The organism is Ideonella flava (assembly GCF_051857595.1).
GTDB lineage: Bacteria > Pseudomonadota > Gammaproteobacteria > Burkholderiales > Burkholderiaceae_C > Ideonella.
The window spans coordinates 269,482-288,747 of sequence record NZ_JBPZHD010000001.1 but is presented as its reverse complement, the minus strand read 5'-3'; the positions used below and the strand labels follow the sequence as shown (position 1 = coordinate 288,747).

At 69.8% G+C, this 19,266-nt stretch carries 13 protein-coding genes; 6 read left to right on the top strand and 7 right to left on the bottom strand.

Going from position 1 to position 19,266, the window contains the following annotated elements:
• Positions 1-1,374: a S41 family peptidase gene (locus ACS5PM_RS01340; protein ID WP_439384622.1), complete on the top strand. Its 1,374-nt coding sequence runs from the start codon at positions 1-3 to the stop codon at positions 1,372-1,374.
• A 57-nt stretch (positions 1,375-1,431) separates the two neighbouring features.
• Here ACS5PM_RS01340 and ACS5PM_RS01335 read toward each other — a convergent pair whose 3' ends face one another.
• Entirely contained in the window at positions 1,432-2,409 is a 978-nt protein-coding gene (locus tag ACS5PM_RS01335) for a GMP reductase (protein ID WP_439384620.1), read from the bottom strand.
• Positions 2,410-2,565: 156 nt separating this feature from the next.
• Positions 2,566-3,609 (bottom strand): patatin-like phospholipase family protein, encoded by a 1,044-nt coding sequence (locus ACS5PM_RS01330; RefSeq protein WP_439384618.1) that lies wholly within the window; start codon positions 3,607-3,609, stop codon positions 2,566-2,568.
• Positions 3,610-3,713: 104 nt separating this feature from the next.
• Between ACS5PM_RS01330 and ACS5PM_RS01325 the strand changes: the two genes are divergently transcribed.
• From ACS5PM_RS01325 to ACS5PM_RS01315, 3 genes are read left to right on the top strand one after another with little or no spacing between them, the layout of a single operon-like run.
• Entirely contained in the window at positions 3,714-6,128 is a 2,415-nt protein-coding gene (locus tag ACS5PM_RS01325; protein WP_439384616.1) for a UvrD-helicase domain-containing protein, read from the top strand.
• Positions 6,125-8,170, top strand: a complete 2,046-nt coding sequence (locus ACS5PM_RS01320) for a diguanylate cyclase domain-containing protein (RefSeq protein ID WP_439384614.1) — start codon at positions 6,125-6,127, stop codon at positions 8,168-8,170. Before ACS5PM_RS01325 ends, ACS5PM_RS01320 begins: the two co-directional genes overlap by 4 nt.
• Entirely contained in the window at positions 8,167-10,278 is a 2,112-nt protein-coding gene (locus tag ACS5PM_RS01315) for a GGDEF domain-containing protein (RefSeq protein WP_439384612.1), read from the top strand. Before ACS5PM_RS01320 ends, ACS5PM_RS01315 begins: the two co-directional genes overlap by 4 nt.
• Here the strand turns inward: ACS5PM_RS01315 and ACS5PM_RS01310 are convergent, their stop codons facing one another.
• The 3 genes from ACS5PM_RS01310 to ACS5PM_RS01300 are packed head-to-tail and all read right to left on the bottom strand — an operon-like array spanning position 10,279 to position 12,426.
• Positions 10,279-11,100 (bottom strand): BPSS1780 family membrane protein, encoded by an 822-nt coding sequence (locus ACS5PM_RS01310; protein WP_439384610.1) that lies wholly within the window; start codon positions 11,098-11,100, stop codon positions 10,279-10,281.
• Between the two features lie 16 nt (positions 11,101-11,116).
• Positions 11,117-12,085, bottom strand: a complete 969-nt coding sequence (locus tag ACS5PM_RS01305) for a homoserine kinase (protein WP_439384608.1) — start codon at positions 12,083-12,085, stop codon at positions 11,117-11,119.
• A gap of 38 nt (positions 12,086-12,123) precedes the next feature.
• Positions 12,124-12,426, bottom strand: coding sequence for a hypothetical protein (locus ACS5PM_RS01300; RefSeq protein ID WP_439384606.1), 303 nt, complete (start codon positions 12,424-12,426; stop codon positions 12,124-12,126).
• Positions 12,427-12,514: 88 nt separating this feature from the next.
• On the opposite strand from ACS5PM_RS01300, the gene polA reads away from it, so the two are divergent.
• Entirely contained in the window at positions 12,515-15,280 is a 2,766-nt protein-coding gene (gene polA, locus ACS5PM_RS01295; protein WP_439384604.1) for a DNA polymerase I, read from the top strand.
• A 431-nt stretch (positions 15,281-15,711) separates the two neighbouring features.
• Positions 15,712-16,605: a diguanylate cyclase domain-containing protein gene (locus tag ACS5PM_RS01290; protein WP_439384602.1), complete on the top strand. Its 894-nt coding sequence runs from the start codon at positions 15,712-15,714 to the stop codon at positions 16,603-16,605.
• 57 nt (positions 16,606-16,662) lie between these two features.
• Here ACS5PM_RS01290 and ACS5PM_RS01285 read toward each other — a convergent pair whose 3' ends face one another.
• Positions 16,663-17,703 carry an NHL repeat-containing protein gene (locus ACS5PM_RS01285; RefSeq protein WP_439384600.1) on the bottom strand — a complete coding sequence of 347 codons (1,041 nt, stop codon included), beginning with the start codon at positions 17,701-17,703 and terminating at the stop codon, positions 16,663-16,665.
• On the bottom strand, positions 17,700-19,178 hold the full coding sequence (locus ACS5PM_RS01280) for an NAD-dependent succinate-semialdehyde dehydrogenase (protein WP_439384598.1): 1,479 nt from the start codon (positions 19,176-19,178) through the stop codon (positions 17,700-17,702). Before ACS5PM_RS01280 ends, ACS5PM_RS01285 begins: the two co-directional genes overlap by 4 nt.
• Positions 19,179-19,266: the final 88 nt, after the last annotated feature.

Sequence of the window (19,266 nt, the reverse complement as noted above, 5' to 3'; positions counted from 1 at the left end):
ATGAACCCTCCCGCTCCCGTGAAAAACAGCTGGCGCGCCTCATGGAAATTGCGCGCTGTCGGCCTGGCGGCCGCCGCCTTGTTGTCTGCCTGTGGAGGCGGAGGCGGTGACGGACTCAGCTGCTCTGCGGCCGACGAGAAGATCTGGCTGCGCGACTACATGAACGACTGGTACTACTGGTACGCCGTCAGCCCCAGCCCAGATCCATCGGCCTACGCCTCGGTGGACACCTACTTCCAGGCCCTGCTTTACCAGGGCACCGATCCCGACTTTCCCAAGCCCGACACCTGGAGCTACATCACCTCGGAGGAGGCCTACAACCGCACCTTCGGCGAAGGGCGCACCCTGGGCTACGGGGTGATGGTGACGGGCATCGAGGTAAGCGGCCATCCGGATGATCCGCTCTACATCCGCTACGTCGAGCCCGGTTCGCCTGCCGCGCTGGCGGGCCTGCGCCGCGGCGACCAGATCCTGGCCGTCAACGGGCGCACCTCCAGCCAGCTGATCGAGGAGGACGACTACTCGGACCTGGCGCCGGCCCAGACCGGCGATTCCGTGACGATCGATGTCCGCACCGACACGGGCGACAGCCGCGTGACGCTGAACGCCGTCATCTACGACCTGGTGCCTGTGCCCAACTCGAGCGTCATCACGACGCCGTCGGGCCGCAAGATGGGCTACGTGATGGTCAAGGACATGATCAACCAGGCGCTGGCACCCTTCGACGCGGCCTTCGCCCAGTTCAAGACCGCGGGCATCCAGGACGTGATCATCGACCTGCGCTACAACGGCGGCGGCCTGGTCTCGGTGGCCGACAAGATCGCCTCCTTCCCCAATGGTGCCGAGACCAGCGGGCAGGTCTTCACGAGCCTTCTCTACAACGACAAGAAGAGCAACCACGACGAGACCTTCCGCTTCGTGAACTACGCGAATGCCACGGGGCTTTCGCGCGTCTACGTGCTGACCGGCCCTCGCACCTGTTCGGCGGCCGAGCAGGTGATCAACGGGCTGCGGCCGTTCGTGGAGGTGGTCACCATCGGTGACACCACCTGCGGCAAGCCGGTGGGCTTCCTGCCGCAGCCCGACGGCTGCGGCGCGGTGATCAATGCGGTGAACTTCGAGTCCGTGAACGCCAGCAACGAGGGCCGCTACTTCGATGGCTTCGACGCCACCTGCCCGGTGGCCGAGGACTTCAGCCAGCCGATCGGCGCCTCGACCGATCCGCTGCGCATCGCGGCCGAGGATCACGCCGACGGCTTCGGCTGCCCGGGGCTGACGGCGCAGGCCAAGAGCAAGCTCCTGGGCTTGCGCGTGCCCGCCCAACGGCCGCGCTGGCTGGAGCCGGGCGATCGCCGGGGGATGATCGGCAAGTAGTAGAGGTCCGGGGCGGGCCCGGAGTGCCGGGCCTGCCTGCGCAGGCGCCGTCGGACGCTACATGAACAAGTGCTCGCCAGCGTTCTCGCCCCCGAGCACCACGTAGTTGACCTTGCGCAGGTCGGCCAGCGCCCGGCCGCCGGCATAGCTGATCGAGCTTTGCAGGTCTTCCTGCATCTCGCGCAGCGTGTCGGCGAGCCGGCCCTTGATGGGCTCGAGGATGCGCTTGCCCTCGACGTGCTTGTACTCGCCCTTGTTGAAGTCGCTGGCCGAGCCGAAGTACTCCTTGTAGAGCTTGCCGTCCACCTCGACCGTCTGGCCGGGGGATTCCTCGTGGCCGGCGAACAGCGAGCCGACCATCACCATCGCGGCCCCGAAGCGCACGCTCTTGGCGATGTCGCCGTGGTGGCGGATGCCCCCGTCGGCGATGATGGGCTTGGTGGCCACGCGGGCGCACCACTTCAACGCCGAGAGTTGCCATCCACCGGTGCCGAAGCCGGTCTTCAGGCGGGTGATGCAGACCTTGCCGGGCCCGATGCCGACCTTGGTCGCGTCGGCGCCCCAGTTCTCCAGGTCGATCACGCCTTCGGGCGTGCCCACGTTGCCCGCGATGACGAAAGCCTGGGGCAGCTTCTGCTTGATGTGTTCGATCATGCGGCGCACGCTGTCGGCGTGGCCATGGGCGATGTCGATGGTGATGTAGTCGGCGCCCACGCCTACGGCGGCCAGGCGGTCGATCACGAGGCGGTCGGCCTCCTTCACGCCCGAGCTGATGGACACGAGCAGGCCGAGCTCGCGCATGCGCCGCGCGAAGGCGACGTTGTCGAGATCGAAGCGGTGCATGACGTAGAAGTAGCCATTGCCGGCCAGCCATTCGGCAATGGGTTCGTCGAGCACCGTCTTCATGTTGGCCGGAACGACCGGCAGCTTGAAGCGGCGGCCGCCGAAATCGACGCCGGGATCGCATTCGGCGCGGCTGTCCACCCGGCACTTGCGGGGCAAGAGCAGGATGTTGTCGTAGTCAAAGATTTCCATGGCTTCTCGGAGCTGTGGCGGCACGTTGGGAGCAGTGTGCTGCCGAGGGCTGCGAGCGCTTGACCTCGCCCGGCCGGCCCGCATCACCGGTGCGCCTGGGGCGGCGCGGTGCGGGCACAAAAAACCGGGCGCAGAATTTGGGCCCGGTGATCCATTCTACGCGGGGTGGCCGGCCAGAAGGCCCCCAAGGTCAAGGCTGGAGCGCCGGCCCAGGGCCGTGGCGTGTCGGGCCCACCAGCCGCGCGCGGCCGCGGCGCCGAGATCGCGCAGATGCTCCAGGAACGGCAGGTGCGCGATCAAGCGTGTCTCGCTGGCCAGGGCCGCCAGTTCAGGTCGGCCATCGATGAGGTGAAGCCGCCGGCGCTTCAGGCGCCGCTCATGCGCGCTCGCCGGCCAGGACGGCCCGCCCGTGGCTTCGCGCCAGTCGGCCAGGCTTTGCAACTCGCGCATCAGCGGCGCCGTGAAGGCGAGTTCCTGGGCGCGCAGCCGGATCTCTTCGGCACTGCGCGGGGGAGCTGCCCGGCGGGCGGGCGGGGCGAGCAGCACGATCATCAGGTCGTCGGCATCGCCCGCGTGCAGCAGCGGCCAAAGCGGTGGATTGGCGGCGAAGGCGCCGTCCCAGTAGGCCTCACCGTCGATGAGCACGCTGTGGTGGATGTTCGGCAGGCAGGCCGACGCCAGCAGCGCATCGCCCGTGATCTCGTGTTCGCGAAACATTCGCAGTCGGCCCGAGGCCGCGTGGGTGGCGGCGACGAACAGGCGCACCGGGCTGGCCCGGCGAAGGCGTTCGAAATCGACCTGCGCCTCGAGGATCTCGCGCAGCGGGTTCAGCCCCATCGGGTTGAACTGGTACGGCGACAGCAACTGCGACCAGCGAAGCGCGACCTTGGCCGCGGGCGCGAAGCCCGGGGCGTCGTGCCGGCCGACCGTGAACCATCCGAAGGGCAACCGCGTGCCCAGGGCCTTCCAGAAGGCATCGAGCGCGGCACGCCCGCCTTCACGGCCACCCGTGGCCAGGCCGTGCGCCAGGACGACAGCATTGATGGCACCTGCGCTGGCGCCGCTCACCGAACGCAGATCGAGCTCGTCGCGCTGGAGCAGGGCGTCCAGCACGCCCCAGGTGAAAGCGCCGTGGGCTCCGCCGCCCTGCAGCGCAAGCGACAGTCGATGAGGGCGGGGCGAACGGATCAGCCAGGACATGGAACGAGCGAAACCGAGGCGACGACCATGCACGAAGCGTGCCCTGCCCGGATGACGGGCGAGCGACTGCGGTGCGGGCCGATGCCCCTCCCTAGAATGCCTGAATGACAGATTTCGACGATGCAGGCGCCGCCGCGCCCGCCCGGCCGCCTGGTGGCGATGCGCTGCTGCGGGGCCTCAACCCGGAGCAGCTCGCCGCGGTCACGCTGCCACCAGAGCCGGCGCTCATCCTCGCCGGCGCGGGTTCCGGCAAGACCCGCGTACTGACCACCCGTATCGCCTGGTTGCTGCAGACAGGCCAGGTCTCTCCAGGCGGCGTCATGGCGGTGACCTTCACCAACAAGGCGGCCAAGGAGATGCTGACCCGGCTGGGAGCCATGCTGCCGGTGAACGTGCGGGGGATGTGGATCGGCACCTTCCACGGGCTGTGCAACCGCTTCCTGCGCGCCCACTGGAAGCTCGCCGGCCTGCCTCAGTCCTTCCAGATCCTGGACACGGGTGACCAGCTGTCGGCCGTGAAGCGGATCATCAAGGCCATGAACGTGGACGAGGAGCGCTTCGTTCCCAAGCAGGTCACCTGGTTCATCGCCGGCAGCAAGGATGACGGCCTGCGGCCCAAGGACATCGAGATCCGCGATGGCCAGACGCAGAAGCTGGTCGAGATCTACCAGGCCTACGAAGACCAGTGCCAGCGCGAGGGCGTGGTCGACTTTGCGGAGCTCATGCTCCGCACCTACGAGCTGATGCGTGACAACACCGCGCTGCGCGAGCACTACCAGCGCCGCTTCGCCCACATCCTCGTCGACGAGTTCCAGGACACCAACCGACTGCAGTACGCCTGGCTGAAGATCTTTGCCGGGCCGCCGCGCGCTGGCGGCGGCGCGGTGTTCGCGGTGGGCGACGACGACCAGAGCATCTACGCCTTTCGCGGCGCGCAGGTCGGCAACATGTCGGATTTCGAGCGCGAGTTCCGCGTCACCCACCTCATCAAGTTGGAGCGCAACTACCGCAGCTACGGCAATATCCTCGATGCCGCCAACCACCTGATCAGCCACAACGCGCACCGGCTGGGCAAGAACCTGCGCACCGACGCGGGTCCGGGCGAGCCGGTGCGCGTGCAGGAGTCGCCCAGCGACTACTCCGAGGCCCAGTGGCTGCTGGAAGAAGCGCAGGCGCTGCACCGCGCCGGCCTGCCACGGCGCGAGATCGCGGTGCTCTACCGCAGCAATGCGCAGTCGCGGGTGCTGGAATCGGCCCTGTTCAATGCCGGCATTCCCTACCGCGTCTACGGCGGGCTGCGATTCTTCGAGCGGGCGGAGGTGAAGCATGCGCTGGCCTACCTGCGCCTGGTCGAGAACCCCAACGACGACACCAGCTACCTGCGGGTGGTCAACTTCCCGACGCGCGGCATCGGCTCCCGCACGCTGGAGCAGCTGCAGGATGCCGCGCGCAGCACCGGCCGCAGCCTGTGGCAGGCCGCCGGCGCCATCGGCGGCAAGGGCGGCAGCAACCTCGCGGCCTTCCACGCGCTGATCGACAACATGCGCGCGGCCACCCAGGGCATGACGCTGCGGGAGATCATCGAGCACATGCTGCACGAGAGCGGGCTGCTGGACTTCTACCGGACGGAGAAGGACGGCGCCGACCGCATCGAGAACCTCGAGGAGCTCGTCAACGCGGCCGAGGCCTTCGTCACCCAGGAGGGCTTCGGCAAGGATGCCGTGGCCCTGCCGGTGGACGAGCAGGCGCCCGGTCTGCTGGCCGAAGGCAGCCCGCCTGCGCTGGCCGCGGTCGACGTGACGCCTGACGCCGAAACTGGAGAAATCATCAGTCCTTTGGCCGCATTTCTCACGCATGCGGCGCTGGAGGCTGGAGACAATCAGGCCCAGGCTGGACAAGACGCTCTGCAGTTGATGACCGTTCATTCCGCCAAGGGGCTGGAATTCGACGCCGTGTTCATCACCGGCCTCGAGGAGGGCCTGTTCCCGCACGAGAACTCCCTGTCGGACGCCGACGGGCTCGAGGAGGAGCGGCGCCTCATGTACGTGGCCATCACCCGCGCCCGCCAGCGGCTTTACCTCAGCTTCAGTCAGACCCGCCTGCTGCACGGCCAGACCCGGTACAACGTGAAGAGCCGTTTCTTCGATGAACTGCCGGACGGCACCCTGAAGTGGCTCACGCCGCGGGCGCAGGGCTTCGGCTCAGGCTACGCGCGCGACTACCAGGCGGCCTGGCAGCGTGGCAGCGGCCTGGGGTCCATCGTCGGCGCCGGCCGCAACGCCGGCTGGCAACCACCCTCGGCCCCGCCGGTGCCCGCGCGCATGGCGGAAGCGGCCGCGCGCGAAGCCGGGCACGGCCTGCGCGTCGGCCAGGGCGTGTTCCACAACAAGTTCGGCGAGGGCGTGGTGGTCACGCTCGAAGGCGCCGGAACGGACGCCCGCGCCCAGGTGCATTTCGGCCGCCACGGCACCAAGTGGCTGGCCCTGTCCGTTGCCAAGCTGACCCCGACGGACACATGACCCTGCGCGCCCGGCCGTTGTTCAGCTGGGCCCGCCGGGTGGCGGCCATGCTCGGCTGCGCGGTGGCGTTTGCATCGGCGGCGCAGGGCGGCGTGCAGGTCGAGGCGATCGAGCGCCTGGAGAACGAGAGCCGGGCCAAGCCCGATGTCGTGGCGGACGAGCTCGAGCGGCTGCTGGCGTCCGGCCCGATCGAAGGCGTGCCCCGGCTGGAGGTGGAGCACCTCCTGGGGATGCTCCGCGCGCGCCAGCACCAGCCGGCGGCGGCCGAAGCCGTTGCCCAGGCGCTGGTCAAATCAGGCTCCGCGGCGTATCGGAATCTGCCGCATCAGCAGCTCGAGGCGGCAGCGGTCTGCATCCGCGGGCAGGTCGCCATCAGCGACGGCGGGTCGCTGGCACGCGCCGAGAACCAGCTTTCCGAAGTGGACAGCGCCCTGCGTGCCATCGCCTCGCCACGCATGCGCATGCGCTGCTTCGCCACGGCCGCGGAGATCAAGCAGCGCGTCGGGCATTTCGACGAGTCCGTCCGCCTGCTGCAGGAGGTGATCCACATGGCGGACGAGGCCAACTCGCCATGGCGTCGCAGCACCTACCGATCGACGTTGTCGTACGTGCTGTACCGGGGCGGGCAGCCCGACCGCGCCATGCGGCTGAACGACGAGGCCAAGAAGATCGCCACCGAGAACGAGGACTGGATGTCCTTGACCGAGGCGGCCACCACCGAAAGCATCGTGCTGACCGACAACGGTCATCCGGTCGAGGAACTCGCCGCACTCAACCACACCATCGAGTACGCCCACAAGGCCGGTGCCGCGCGCTCCGAGGCGCTCGGCCTGGCGAACCTGTCGGACTTCTATCTGCACAGCGGCGAGTTCCAGCGCGCCTACGAGATCGCCCAGCGCGCCGTGCCGCTGGCGCGCAAGCTGCACGACATCGGCATCGAGAACCTGGCCCACCTGAACAGTGGCCTGGCCCTGATCTCGATGAAGCGCAAGGACGACGGCATGGCGCTGATCCGGCCGGTGCTCGAGCACGAGCGCTCGGTCAACGACATTGCCACCCTGGCCGAGTCGACGGGGGACGTCGCCCGCTACCTGGAAAGGGCCGGGTTCCTCGCCGACGCCTACGCCGCCTACCAATCCCTGCGAGGCCTGTCGGCGGAGCTGGCGCGGCGTGACCAGCAGGAGGCCATGCTCGAACTGCAGGAAGGCTTCGACGCCCAGCAGCGCCGGCGTGAGATCGCGCTGCTGAACGAGGACAACGCGCTGAAGGAGGAGCAGCTGCGCCGGCGCGACCTGGAGTACAAGATCTGGGCCTTGACGGCGGTGATCGTGCTGTCGCTGCTGGGCATCGCCGCGCGCATGTACAGCGGCTTGCGTGCCACCCAGCAGGCCCTGCGACAGCGCACGGCGCAACTCAAGCGCCACAGCCTGCAGGATCCGCTGACCGGCCTGGCCAACCGCCGCCAGTTCCATGAAATGACCGAGGGCGACGCGGTCCGCCCCCCAGCGCACGGCACGCTCTACCTGCTCGACCTGGACCACTTCAAGAGCATCAACGACCACCATGGCCACGCTGCCGGGGACGCGGTGCTGGTCGAGATGTCGCGCCGCCTGCGGGCCGTCGTGCGCGAGGAGGACCTCATCGTCCGATGGGGCGGCGAGGAGTTCCTGGTGCTGGTGCAGGCGATGGCCCACGAACGGGTGGAGCTGCTGGCGCAGCGCCTGCTCAGCGCCGTCGCCAGCATGCCGGTGACGGTGGGCGACCACCGGATCGACGTGACCACGTCCATCGGGTTTGCAGAGTTCCCCTTGGCGCCGAACCGGCTCGATATCCCCTGGGACCTGGCGGTCGACATCGTCGACAACGCGATGTACGTCGCCAAGACCCAGGGTCGCAACCGCGCCTGCGGCGTGGGATTGGTGCCCGCCACGACGCTGGCCGAGGTGGACGCCTTGGTGCAGGACCTGGAAAGCTCCTGGCGGGAAGGGCGGGTTCAGATGACGGTGCTGCGGGGGCCGGCCCTCACCGAAGCCGCCGCATGAGAGCTCTCGTCGTCGCCAGCAGCCTGGTGGTGGCCTTCCTGGCGCAGGGGGCCTCCGCCGCGCGCGTCGCCGCACCGCAGGCCAGTGCGTCGGCCATCGCGGCCTCGGCCGTGCCCCCCGGGCTGGAGCGCCTGGGGAGCGCCCTCACGCTGGCCGAGCTGAACGACCAGGCCGACCGCTGGGCCACCGAGGGTTTCGACGATCCCGATGCGGCGCTGCACCGGCTGGACGAAGTGCAGCAGGGCCTGGCCGAAGGCACGCCGGCGGCCTGGGCGGCGGTCATCGAGCGAACGCGGGGGGTGGTCGCCGCACGCGCCGGGCGTGAATCACTGGCACAGGAGTCGGCCGGGCGCCTGTCCCAGATGGCTGCGCAGGTGGCCGTGGCGGGCGCCGACGCGGCGATGATTCGCGCCCTGTTGGACGAACAGCTGTGGCGCAACGAATCGGCCGTCGGCCACGCCCTGGAGGCCGACGCGGCCTACTCGAAGACCTGCGCCGGCGAAGCCAGCCGCAACGGCTGCGACCACCGGGGCTGGTGGCAGGTGATCCGCCTGCTGGCGGTGAGGGCGGACAGGCAGGGCAACCGGCTGGAGGCCGCGCGCCTGCAGCAGCGGGCCAACGAGCTGGCCCAGCAGGCCGGCGACGACACCTTGCTGGCCTGGGGCCTGGCCAGCCAGGCCCTGCTGAGCCATCACCTGAACGAGATGGAGAAGTCGCGCCGCGAGATGTCGCAGGCCGAACGGCACGCGCGCAAGGACCCGTCGGGCCGCGCGATGATCCGCGTCCTGCTCAACACCGCGGCGCTGGCCTCGCTGCGCAACGAGCGCACCGGCTCGCAGGCCCCGCTGGAAGAGGCCGTGAGACTGGCGCGCAGCAGCGGGTCGCCCCGCCTCGAGGCCTTGGCCCTGGCGGCGCTGTCGGACGCCTTCCTGCGCGCCGGAAGGCCCCGTGACGCGCTGGCGGCGGTGGAAAGGGCGCTGCCGGTCATGCGGCAGTTCAACGATCGCCGCTACCTGCCCGTGATGCTGCACAACGGCGGGATTGCCCGGGTTCAGCTTGGCCAGATCGCGCAGGGCAAGGCCGATCTCGAGGCGGCCGTCCAACTGTGGGAGCAGGCCAAGGCACGCGCTCGCGTCGAGGTCGAGCTGAATGAATCGGCCGATGCGCTGGCGGCTGCCGGCGACGTGAAGGCGGCGCTGGAGAACTACCACCGCGCCACGGCGCTGCGCGACCAGATCGACACCGACACCCGCACGGCGGTGCTCGGCCAGCTCAAGGAGCGCTTTCGCACCGAGGCCGGCCAGCGCGACCTGGAGCTCGCCGAGCGGGAGAACAGCCTCAAGACCGCCCGGCTGGAGAACCAGACCCTGATGCAGCGGGTGTGGATGCTCGCGTCGATCGTCCTGGCGCTGGCGATGGGCGTGCTGGTGGTGCAGGTGCGCCGCACGCGCGATGCCAACTTGCAGCTGCGCCGCAGCGAGGCCCTGCTGAAAGTCCAGAGCGAGCGAGACCCGCTGACCGGCCTGGCCAACCGGCGCCATTTCCGCGAGGCGCTCTCGGCACGGCAGGATGGCGACGCGAGCGGCTTCAAGGGCGGCCTGATCCTGCTGGACGTCGACCATTTCAAGCGCATCAACGACGAGCATGGCCATGCCATCGGCGACGCCGTGCTGATCGAGGTGGCGCAGCGGCTGTCCTCCTGCGTGCGCTCGGGCGATGTCGCCTGCCGCTGGGGCGGCGAGGAGTTCCTCGTGCACACGGCGGAGCTCAGCAGCGAAGGCGTCGAATCGCTCGCCCTGCGGGTGCTGGGCGAGATAGGCAACCGCCCGGTCACGCTGGCCGACGGCCGCGAGGTGGCGGTGACGATGTCGATGGCCTACGCCGCCTTCCCGCTGCCGCCGCATGGCGTGAGCCTGCCGTGGGAGCAGGCGGTGAACCTGGTCGACATGGGCCTGTACAGCGCGAAGGCGATGGGGCGCGACCAGGCGGTGGGCATCAGTGCTTGCGCGGTGTCCTCCACCGATGCGCTAGCGCGCGCGGCGGGCGATTTCGAGCGCGCCCGGCTCGACGGCCGCCTGAGCGTGAAGGTCACGCCCCGCACCGGCTGATCAGGGCTCGCCGAAGCAGTCCCGGAAGCTGAAGTAGAGCGTGACGTAGAAGATCGCCGGCAGCATCAGCCCCAAGGGGATGGCCAGCAGGCCGGCAATGCCTGGTCCGACCAGGGCCAGCAGGAAGCCGGCGAGCATGGACACGAGCATGACCACGCCCATGCCGCCCAGGAAGTAAAGGAAGAAGGCATAGCGCGCGCGCCACAACGCCAGCACGCTCGAGAACATCGCCTGCGCCGGTCCCTGGCCACCCCAGACCACCAGCACGGGGGCGAACCAGAACGGGATGCTGACGACGGCGATGGCCAGGGAGCGCCAGGCAAGCGCCGAGGTGACGTCAGGCGAGTTGAACAGGCGGGCGACTTCCTCGTCCGACATCGGGCCCTTGGCCATCGCATCCTGGAGCTGTTGCAGCGCCTGATCGTCGAAGACGCCGGCCAGCTGGAACGAGACGATGGTCGCCACCATGAAGGCCAGCAGCAGCAGGAACAGGGACCGGCGCCGATCCGGCGTCCGCGGCAGCCAGGGCCCGACGTAGACCCCGATGTGCAGGGGGCGGCCCTGCAGCGCCTCGTGCGTGCCCATCACGAAAGCCAGGGTGAGCAGCGGCAGCGCCATCACGACGAGGCCGGCGCCGACGTAGAACAGGGCCGGGTGCAGGTTGGCCAGCAGCGACGCCAGGACCAGCACGCCGAGGTTGGAAAGCAGGTAGCTCACCAGGATGCCGACGTAGGCCACCGGGTGCCGCCAGTATTCCTTCAGCCCCAGGGTGATCCATTGCCAGCCGGCGGCCGCCGGCACTTCCTTCAGTTTCAGTCCCATGCGTCGTCTCGACCGATCAGGCGCCCGGGTGCCAGGGGTTGGCGATGCAGTCGCGCAGCACGCGCTCGAAGTGGCGCGGATCCTTGGGCGTCAGCAACGCGGCGTCGCGCGGTGCATGCCAGTCGGACAGGCGGGAGAGCCAGAAGCGCAGGGCCGCGGCCCGGCGCATGGCAGGCAGCAGCCGCCACTCGGCGCCGTCGGGCTCGCGCTCGGTGCTGTAGCCGGTGATCAGCGCCGCGGCGCGGGTCTCGTCCAGGTGGCCGGAGTCGTCGTCTATGCACCAGTCGTTGATCGCGACACCCAGGTCGAAGGCGAAGTTGTCGGTGCCGGCGAAATAGAAGTCGAACACGCCGCACAGGCGTTCGCGGCCAGGCAGACCGTCGAACAGGGCGTTGTCGCGGAACAGGTCGGCGTGAACCGCGCCCTGGGCCAGCTGGGCATAGACCGGCGACGCGGCCAAGTGCTTCTGGTAGGCCAGCTCCTCGTCGAGCAAGGCGGCGGCCGAGTCGTCCAGGTGGGGCCGGACCTGCGGCGCCACCTCCAGCCACCAGGCCAGCCCGCGCAGGTTGGGTTGCTGCAGCGGGAAATCGGCCACCGCCAGGTGCATGCGCGCCAGCGTGGCGCCGACCTGGTCGGCATGGTGGGTGTCGGGCGCGTGCACCGGCGTGCCGGGCAGTCGGTTGGCTATCGCGGCCGGCTTGCCCGCGACCTGGTGGCAAAGGTCGCCGTTGGCGTCGCCCCGGGGCTCGGGCACCGGAAGACCGTGCCGGGCCAGATGCTGCATCAGGCGCAGGTAGAACGGCAGTTGCGCCGCCGACAGGCGCTCGAACAGGGTCAGGACCCACTCGCCGGCTTCGGTGCCGAGGAAGTAGTTGGTGTTCTCGATGCCGCTGGCCACGGGCTCGAGCGAGCTCACCGTGCCCAGATGCAGATGCGTCGCGAGAGCCTGGGCCTGTTCCAGGCTCACTTCGGTATAGACCGCCATGCAGAGCTACCGGCCGCTGGAGGCGACGCGGCTGTGTGTCAGAAGGTGATCGACCACCAGACGCGCTGTCCGGCCTTCGGGTCATCGCCCGGTGCGCGGCCCGGCTCGGGCGTGGCGATCTCGTAGGCGTTCATGCCCGGGATCTTCGGCTTGACGGTCAGGCGCCTGGTCTGGCCCCGGACGCGCAGTTCCTCGATCCGGACGTTGTCGTCCTCGGTGACCTGGTTCAGCACCTGCGGCTCGGGCGCGGTGCGCGGGGCCGCGGGCTCCTCGGCGGCTCGGGCCAGCGGGGCGGCAGCGAGCAGCGCGGGCAGGATGAAGACGGTCCACGACGGGTTCATCCGGCCATTCTATGCCCCGACCCGGGCGCCGCGCGCCCCTCGGCAGGCGCCTGCCGGGGCGGCATTCTTCCTCGCGCACAATCGCCGGATGACGGACGACGAACACAAGACCCTGCTGCTCGTGGATGGCAGCAGCTACCTCTACCGCGCCTACCACGCCCTGCCTGATCTGCGAGGCCCGGGCGGCTTCCCGACCGGCGCCATCCACGGGATGGTGGCGATGATGAAGAAGCTGCGCGAGGACGTCGGGGCGGGCCATGCGGCCTGCGTCTTCGACGCCAGCGGCCCGACCTTCCGCGACGAGTGGTATCCCGAGTACAAGGCCAACCGCTCGCCGATGCCGGACGACCTGCGCCAGCAGATCGAGCCCATCCACGAAGTCGTCAAGCTGCTGGGCTGGCCGGTGCTGATGGTGCCCGGCATCGAGGCCGACGATGCGATAGGCACGCTGGCGCGCATAGGCGCCGAGAGCGGCCACAAGGTGATCGTCTCGACCGGCGACAAGGACCTCGCTCAGCTGGTGAACGAGCGTGTCACCCTCATCAACACGATGAGCAACGAGCGGCTCGACGTCGAAGGCGTCAAGGCCAAGTTCGGCGTGCCGCCGGACCGCATCGTCGACTACCTCACCCTCATCGGCGACGCGGTGGACAACGTGCCCGGCGTCGAGAAGGTGGGCCCCAAGACGGCGGCCAAGTGGATCGCCGAGCATGGCTCGCTGGATGGCGTGATCGCCGCCGCCGACCAGATCAAGGGCGTGGCCGGCGACAACCTGCGCAAGGCCATGGACTGGCTGCCGCAAGGCCGGCGCCTCATCACCGTCGTGACCGACTGCGACCTGGCGGAGTACATCCCGGGCTGGCCCGACCTGCGGGCGCTGCAGTTCAGCGAGGTCGACAAGCCGGGCCTGCTCGCCTTCTACGAGCGCCACGGGTTCCGCAGTTTCCGCAAGGAGCTGGAGAGCTCGATGGGCACGGCCGCCCCGGTGGCGACACCGGCGATGGCGGCGGACGCGCAAGCGGCGCCGCCTCGCCCGGTCTTCGTTCCCGCCCGCGAGTACGAGACCATCACCAGCTTCGATAGGCTGGACGCATGGGTCGAGGCGCTGCGCAGCGCGCCCCTGTCCGCGCTCGACACCGAGACCGACTCGCTGGACCCGATGCGTGCCCGCATCATCGGCGTCTCCTTCGCGGTCGAACCCGGCCGCGCCGCCTACGTCCCCATGGGGCACGACTATCCCGGCGCGCCGGACCAGCTGCCGTTGCCCGAGGTGCTGGCACGCCTGAAGCCCTGGCTGGAGGACGAGGCCGCTGCCAAGGTCGGGCAGAACATCAAGTACGACCTGCACGTGTTCGCCAACCACGGCATCGCCACCCGCGGCTACCGGCACGACACGCTGCTGCAAAGCTACGTGCTGGAGGCGCACAAGCCGCACAGCCTGGAGAGCCTGGCCGAGCGCCACCTGGATCGCCAGGGCCTGAGCTACGAACAGGTCTGCGGCAAGGGCGCCAACCAGATCGCGTTCTCGCAGGTCGACGTGGCGCAGGCCACCACCTACAGCGGCGAGGACAGCGAGATGTGCCTGCAGGTGCACCAGATGCTGTGGCCGCAGATCGAGCGCGAGCCGGGCATGCGCGAGGTGTACGAACGCGTCGAGATGCCGGTGACCGAGATCCTCGGTCGGGTGGAGCGGCACGGCGTGCTGATCGACAGCGCCCTGCTGGCCACCCAGAGCCGCGAACTCGCCGAGCGCATGGTGGCGCTGGAGCGCGAGGCCTACGAGCTCGCCGGCCAGCCCTTCAACCTGGGCTCGCCCAAGCAGATCGGCGAGATCCTGTTCAACCGCCTCGGCCTGCCGGTGAAGAAGAAGACCGCCAGCGGCTCGCCGAGCACGGACGAAGAAGTGCTGCAGGAGCTGGCCGCCGATTACCCGCTGCCGGCGAAGCTGCTGGAGCACCGCAGCCTGTCCAAGCTCAAGGGCACCTACACCGACAAGCTGCCGCTGATGGTCAACCCGCAGACCGGCCGCGTGCACACCAACTACGCCCAGGCGGTGGCGGTGACTGGGCGTCTGTCCAGCAACGACCCCAACCTGCAGAACATCCCCATCCGCACGCCCGAGGGCCGGCGCGTGCGCGAGGCCTTCATCGCCCCGCCGGGTCACCGCATCATCAGCGCGGACTATTCGCAGATCGAGCTGCGCATCATGGCCCACATCAGCGGTGACCCGGGCCTCACGCGCGCCTTCGCGGAGGGCATGGACGTGCACCGCGCGACCGCCAGCGAAGTCTTCGGGATCGCGCCGGAGGCCGTGACCTCCGAGCAGCGCCGCTACGCCAAGACCATCAACTTCGGCCTGATCTACGGCATGGGCGCCTTCGGCCTGGCGCAGAGCCTGGGCCTGGACCAGAAGGCGGCGCGCAACTACATAGACCGCTATTTCGAGCGCTTCGCGGGCGTCAAGCGCTACATGGACCAGACCAAGGCCCGCGCGGCCGAATGCGGCTACGTCGAGACGCTCTACGGCCGCCGCATCGTCCTGCCCGACATCCGCGGCGGCAGCGGCCCGCGCCGCTCGGCGGCCGAGCGGCAGGCGATCAACGCGCCGATGCAGGGGACGGCGGCCGACTTGATCAAGCTGGCCATGATCGCCGTGCAGCAGGTGCTCGATGCGGAGAAGCGGGCCACCAAGATGGTGATGCAGGTGCACGACGAACTCGTCTTCGAGGTGCCCGACCACGAGCTCGAGTGGGCGAAGGAGGCCGTTCCGCGGCTGATGTCGGGCGTCGCCAGTTTCAGCGTGCCGCTGTTGGCCGAGGTGGGCGTGGGGGCGAACTGGGAAGAAGCGCATTGATTGACTTGCGCCCCTACGCCGCCTTTGGCGTCGGTCCCCCGAGGGGATCAATCGCCTAGGGGCGGCCCGTCGGCGACTGAATAGGCCCCTACGCCGCCTTCGGCGTCGGTCCCCCGAGGGGATCAATCGCCTAGGGGCGGCCCGTCGGCGACTGAGTAGGCCCCTACGCCGCCTTCGGCGTCGGTCCCCCGAGGGGATCAATCGCCTAGGGGCGGCCCGTCGGCGACTGGATGGGCCCCTACGCCGCCTTCGGCGTCGGTCCCCCGAGGGGATCAATCGCCTAGGGGCGGCCCGTCGGCGACTGAATAGGCCCCTACGCCGCCTTCGGTTTCGTCGCGGAGCAGTTGCCTGGCTGAGGTAGGGCCTCGGTGTTTTGCCTCCCTGGCGAGCGGGCACTAAACGTGCATGATGGTCCGGCCACTTGTGTTGCCATGTCCGAACCCTTCCACATCGTCTGCCTCTGCGCCCAGCCGCCTGACCTGGTGACCTCGGCCTTCGGGCCGTTCGTGGTCCAGGGCTGCCGGCGACTGCAGGAGGTGGACGACCAGTTGCACGAGCAGGAACGCGACGCGGTCCTCATCGACCTGGCTCTCGCCGGGGGTGTCGAGCGTCTGGCGGCCTGGCCCGGGTTGCCGCGGGCGGTGCTCGAATCGGCGGTCGTCGTCGTCGGCCCCGAGCCGACGCCGGCGGAGTGCCTGAGGCTGCTGCAGGCCGGTGTGCGAGACGTGATCTCGTCGCGCGAGGCGACGCCTGAGGTGCTGGGCCGGGTGCTGCGGCTCGCGATAGAGCGCCAGCGCATCGCCGAGGCCGAGCGCCGCGCCTACAGCATCGACCTGACCACCGGCTTGCCCAACCAGCATCAGCTGCAGGAGCACATGAGCCACCTGCTCGCGCTGCGCGAGCGTGAGCCCGCGCCGATGGCGCTGATCGTGCTGCACCTGGATGGCTTTCGCGCTGCCGAGGCCCACCTGGGCACCGAGGCGGCCAACGTGCTGCGACGCAAGGCGGCAGTGCGACTGCGCGGCTCGCTGCGGGCGAGCGATGTCGTCGCTTCGCTGGGACCTGATCTTTTCGCCGTGCTGCTGGCCTGGCTGGACAGCAGCGACGATGCCACGCACGTCGCGCGCAAGCTGCTGGCGGCCATCGGCCAGCCCTTCCAGGTGGCGGGGCAGGAGGTGCCCGTGGGCGCGCGCTTGGGCGTGGGCCAGTACCCGTTGCACGGCGCGGATGCGCAGGCCCTGCTGCGTTACGCCGTCAGCCAGGCCTCGGGCGGCGGGTTCGGCCGGCTGCTCGGGCAGGGGGCGGCTGCTAACGACGAAGGCTGAACCCAGCGCCTGCGCCGCTTTCGGCGCCGCGGTCGTCCGAGGGACGGGGCCGTCGGCTCAGCGGCGCCCGCGCCACCAGGCGGCGAGCAGCAGTCCCAGGCCGGCGAGGCCGCCGGCGATCCAGCCCCAGGGCAGGTCCTCCGCCGCAGGCGCCTGCGGCATGGCCGCCGAGGCAGCGGGAACTTCCGAGAACGGGTTCAGCGCGATGTGCCCGGCTTCGGTCGAGCTTGCCGGCACATTGGCCGGCACAGCGGACATGGCGGCGGGAACGGCCTGACCGCTGAGGTCGGCGGTCTGCACGCCTTGCCGCCAGACCCAAGCTGCGCCGCCCCACACGAGGTACGCCTCGTCTTCATCCTCGTCCTCGTTGCGAGGGCGGAAGACGCCGGGTGCGCGCTCCGGTGCACGCCCGTCGGGCCGGACGACATAGACCTCGCGGCCGGGTTGACGGCTGCTCAGCACGTCCAGGCCGAGCGCCACCACCGCATTCCCGGGCGCCGCCGCCAGGCTCAGCGCACGACTGCGTTCACCGCCCGCGCGGCGCCAGAGCCCACCCGGCCCGAAGGCGTAGTCCAGCGTCCCGTCCGGCTTCAGGTGCCACAGGCCGGCGTCGTTCTCGCCCTGGGGGCCGAACAGGTTGCCGGCGACATAGGCACTGCCATCGGACAGCGGCAACAGGTCCACCACCATCAGCCGCTGGCCGACGGGGGTGGCGATGCTGCGGCCGCCAGCTCCCCAGGCCATGTCGGGCTGGCCGCTGGCCTGCAGGCGCACGACCATGGGGCTGCTGCTGCCCGTGCCGGTCGTCGTGGCAGCGACCCAGATGCGGCCGCCGGTGTCCACCCGGATCGCCGCCACCGTGGCATCGGTGCCGCCGAAATCGAGCGTCAGGCGGCCGTTGCGGCCGAAGCTCGGGTCCAGCGTGCCGCTGGGCAGGTAGTGCTCCAGCAGCGGCGGGTCGTCGTCGTCGTTCAGCCGCCAGCGCGCCCCGTCCGGCGCCCGCACGACCAGCGGGCCGGCCAGCGCCGCGCCGCCGGCCAGGACCAGCAGCAGGGCGCTTGCCACCGGCCGCAGCGCGGCCCGCCAGCATCCGGTCACTTCTGGATATCGCCCAGGCAGAGGTATTTCACCTCGACGTAGTCGTCCATGCCCTGGCGCGCACCCTCCCGGCCCAGGCCCGACTGCTTGAAGCCGCCGAAGGGCACCTCCGCCGTCGAGATGAGGCCGGTGTTGATGCCGACCATGCCGTACTCCAGCGCCTCGCCGACTCGGAAGACGCGGCCGATGTCGCGGCTGTAGAAGTAGCTCGCCAGGCCGAACTCGGTGGCGTTGGCCAGCTCGATCGCCTCGGCTTCGGTCTCGAAGCGGAACACCGGCGCGACGGGGCCGAAAGTCTCTTCGCGCGACACGCGCATCTGCGGCGTCACGCCGGAGAGCACGGTGGGCGCGTAGAAGCGATCGCCGATGCGCTCGCCGCCGGTGACCACGGTGGCTCCCTTGGCCACGGCATCGGCCACGTGGGACTCGACCTTGGCGATCGCCTGGTCGTCGATCAGCGGACCCTGGCTGACGCCCGGCTCGAAGCCATTGCCGACCTTGATGCCCTTGGCTCTCTCAGCCAGCTTCTCGACGAAGGCGTCGTAGATGCCGGACTGGGCATAGAAGCGGTTGGCGCAGACACAGGTCTGGCCGGCGTTGCGGTACTTGCTGGCCATCGCGCCTTCGACGGCGGAGTCGAGATCGGCGTCGTCGAAAACGATGAAGGGCGCATTGCCGCCCAGCTCCAGCGAGATCTTCTTGACCGTCGGCGCGCACTGCGCGGCCAGGATGCGGCCGACCTCGGTGCTGCCGGTGAAGGACAGGTGCCGCACCACGTCGGAGGCGCACAGCACCTTGCCGATCTCGATCGAGTTGCCGCCGTCGGCGGTGAGGACGTTCAGCACGCCGGCCGGCATGCCCGCACGCTGGGCCAGCTCCGCCACGGCCAGGGCCGACAGCGGCGTCGCCTCGGCGGGCTTGATGACCACCGGGCAGCCCGCGGCCAGGGCCGGAGCCACCTTGCGGGTGATCATGGCGATCGGGAAGTTCCACGGCGTGATGGCCGCGCACACGCCGATCGGCTGCTTGATGACGAGGTAGCGCTTGTTGTTGTCGGTGGTCGGGATGGTCTCGCCGTAGATGCGCTTGGATTCCTCGGCAAACCATTCGAGGAAGCTGGCGCCATACACCACTTCGCCCTTGGCCTCGGCCAGCGGCTTGCCTTGCTCGGCGGTCATGATCCGGGCGAGGTCGTCGGCGTTCGCGTGCAGCAGCTGGAACCACTTCATCAGGATCGCGGCACGCTCCTTCGCGGTCTTGGCGCGCCAGGCGGGCCAGGCCTTGTCGGCCGCGACGATGGCCGCCTGGGCGTACTCGGCACCGAGGTTGGCCACGTCGGCCAGCTTCTGGCCCGTCGCCGGGTCGGTCACGTCGAAGCGCGAGGCGCCGGCCACCCATTGGCCGCCGACGAGAGCATCGGTCTTGAGCAGGCTGGGATCGTTGAGGGTCGACAGGGGAGAGTTTTTCATGTCCATGGGGGCTCCTTGGCCGCCGGCCAGGTGGCCAGCGCGATGGGGGAACTCTAGCGGCTCCGGACCGCCCGGCCGGCGGCCGCGGTCGGCG

Coding starts and splice junctions, on each gene's coding strand:
- ACS5PM_RS01340 (WP_439384622.1), top strand. CDS start 1: ATGAACCCTCCCGCTCCCGTGAAAAACAGCTGGCGCGCCTCATGGAAA.
- ACS5PM_RS01335 (WP_439384620.1), bottom strand. CDS start 2,409: ATGGAAATCTTTGACTACGACAACATCCTGCTCTTGCCCCGCAAGTGC.
- ACS5PM_RS01330 (WP_439384618.1), bottom strand. CDS start 3,609: ATGTCCTGGCTGATCCGTTCGCCCCGCCCTCATCGACTGTCGCTTGCG.
- ACS5PM_RS01325 (WP_439384616.1), top strand. CDS start 3,714: ATGACAGATTTCGACGATGCAGGCGCCGCCGCGCCCGCCCGGCCGCCT.
- ACS5PM_RS01320 (WP_439384614.1), top strand. CDS start 6,125: ATGACCCTGCGCGCCCGGCCGTTGTTCAGCTGGGCCCGCCGGGTGGCG.
- ACS5PM_RS01315 (WP_439384612.1), top strand. CDS start 8,167: ATGAGAGCTCTCGTCGTCGCCAGCAGCCTGGTGGTGGCCTTCCTGGCG.
- ACS5PM_RS01310 (WP_439384610.1), bottom strand. CDS start 11,100: ATGGGACTGAAACTGAAGGAAGTGCCGGCGGCCGCCGGCTGGCAATGG.
- ACS5PM_RS01305 (WP_439384608.1), bottom strand. CDS start 12,085: ATGGCGGTCTATACCGAAGTGAGCCTGGAACAGGCCCAGGCTCTCGCG.
- ACS5PM_RS01300 (WP_439384606.1), bottom strand. CDS start 12,426: ATGAACCCGTCGTGGACCGTCTTCATCCTGCCCGCGCTGCTCGCTGCC.
- polA (WP_439384604.1), top strand. CDS start 12,515: ATGACGGACGACGAACACAAGACCCTGCTGCTCGTGGATGGCAGCAGC.
- ACS5PM_RS01290 (WP_439384602.1), top strand. CDS start 15,712: ATGTCCGAACCCTTCCACATCGTCTGCCTCTGCGCCCAGCCGCCTGAC.
- ACS5PM_RS01280 (WP_439384598.1), bottom strand. CDS start 19,178: ATGGACATGAAAAACTCTCCCCTGTCGACCCTCAACGATCCCAGCCTG.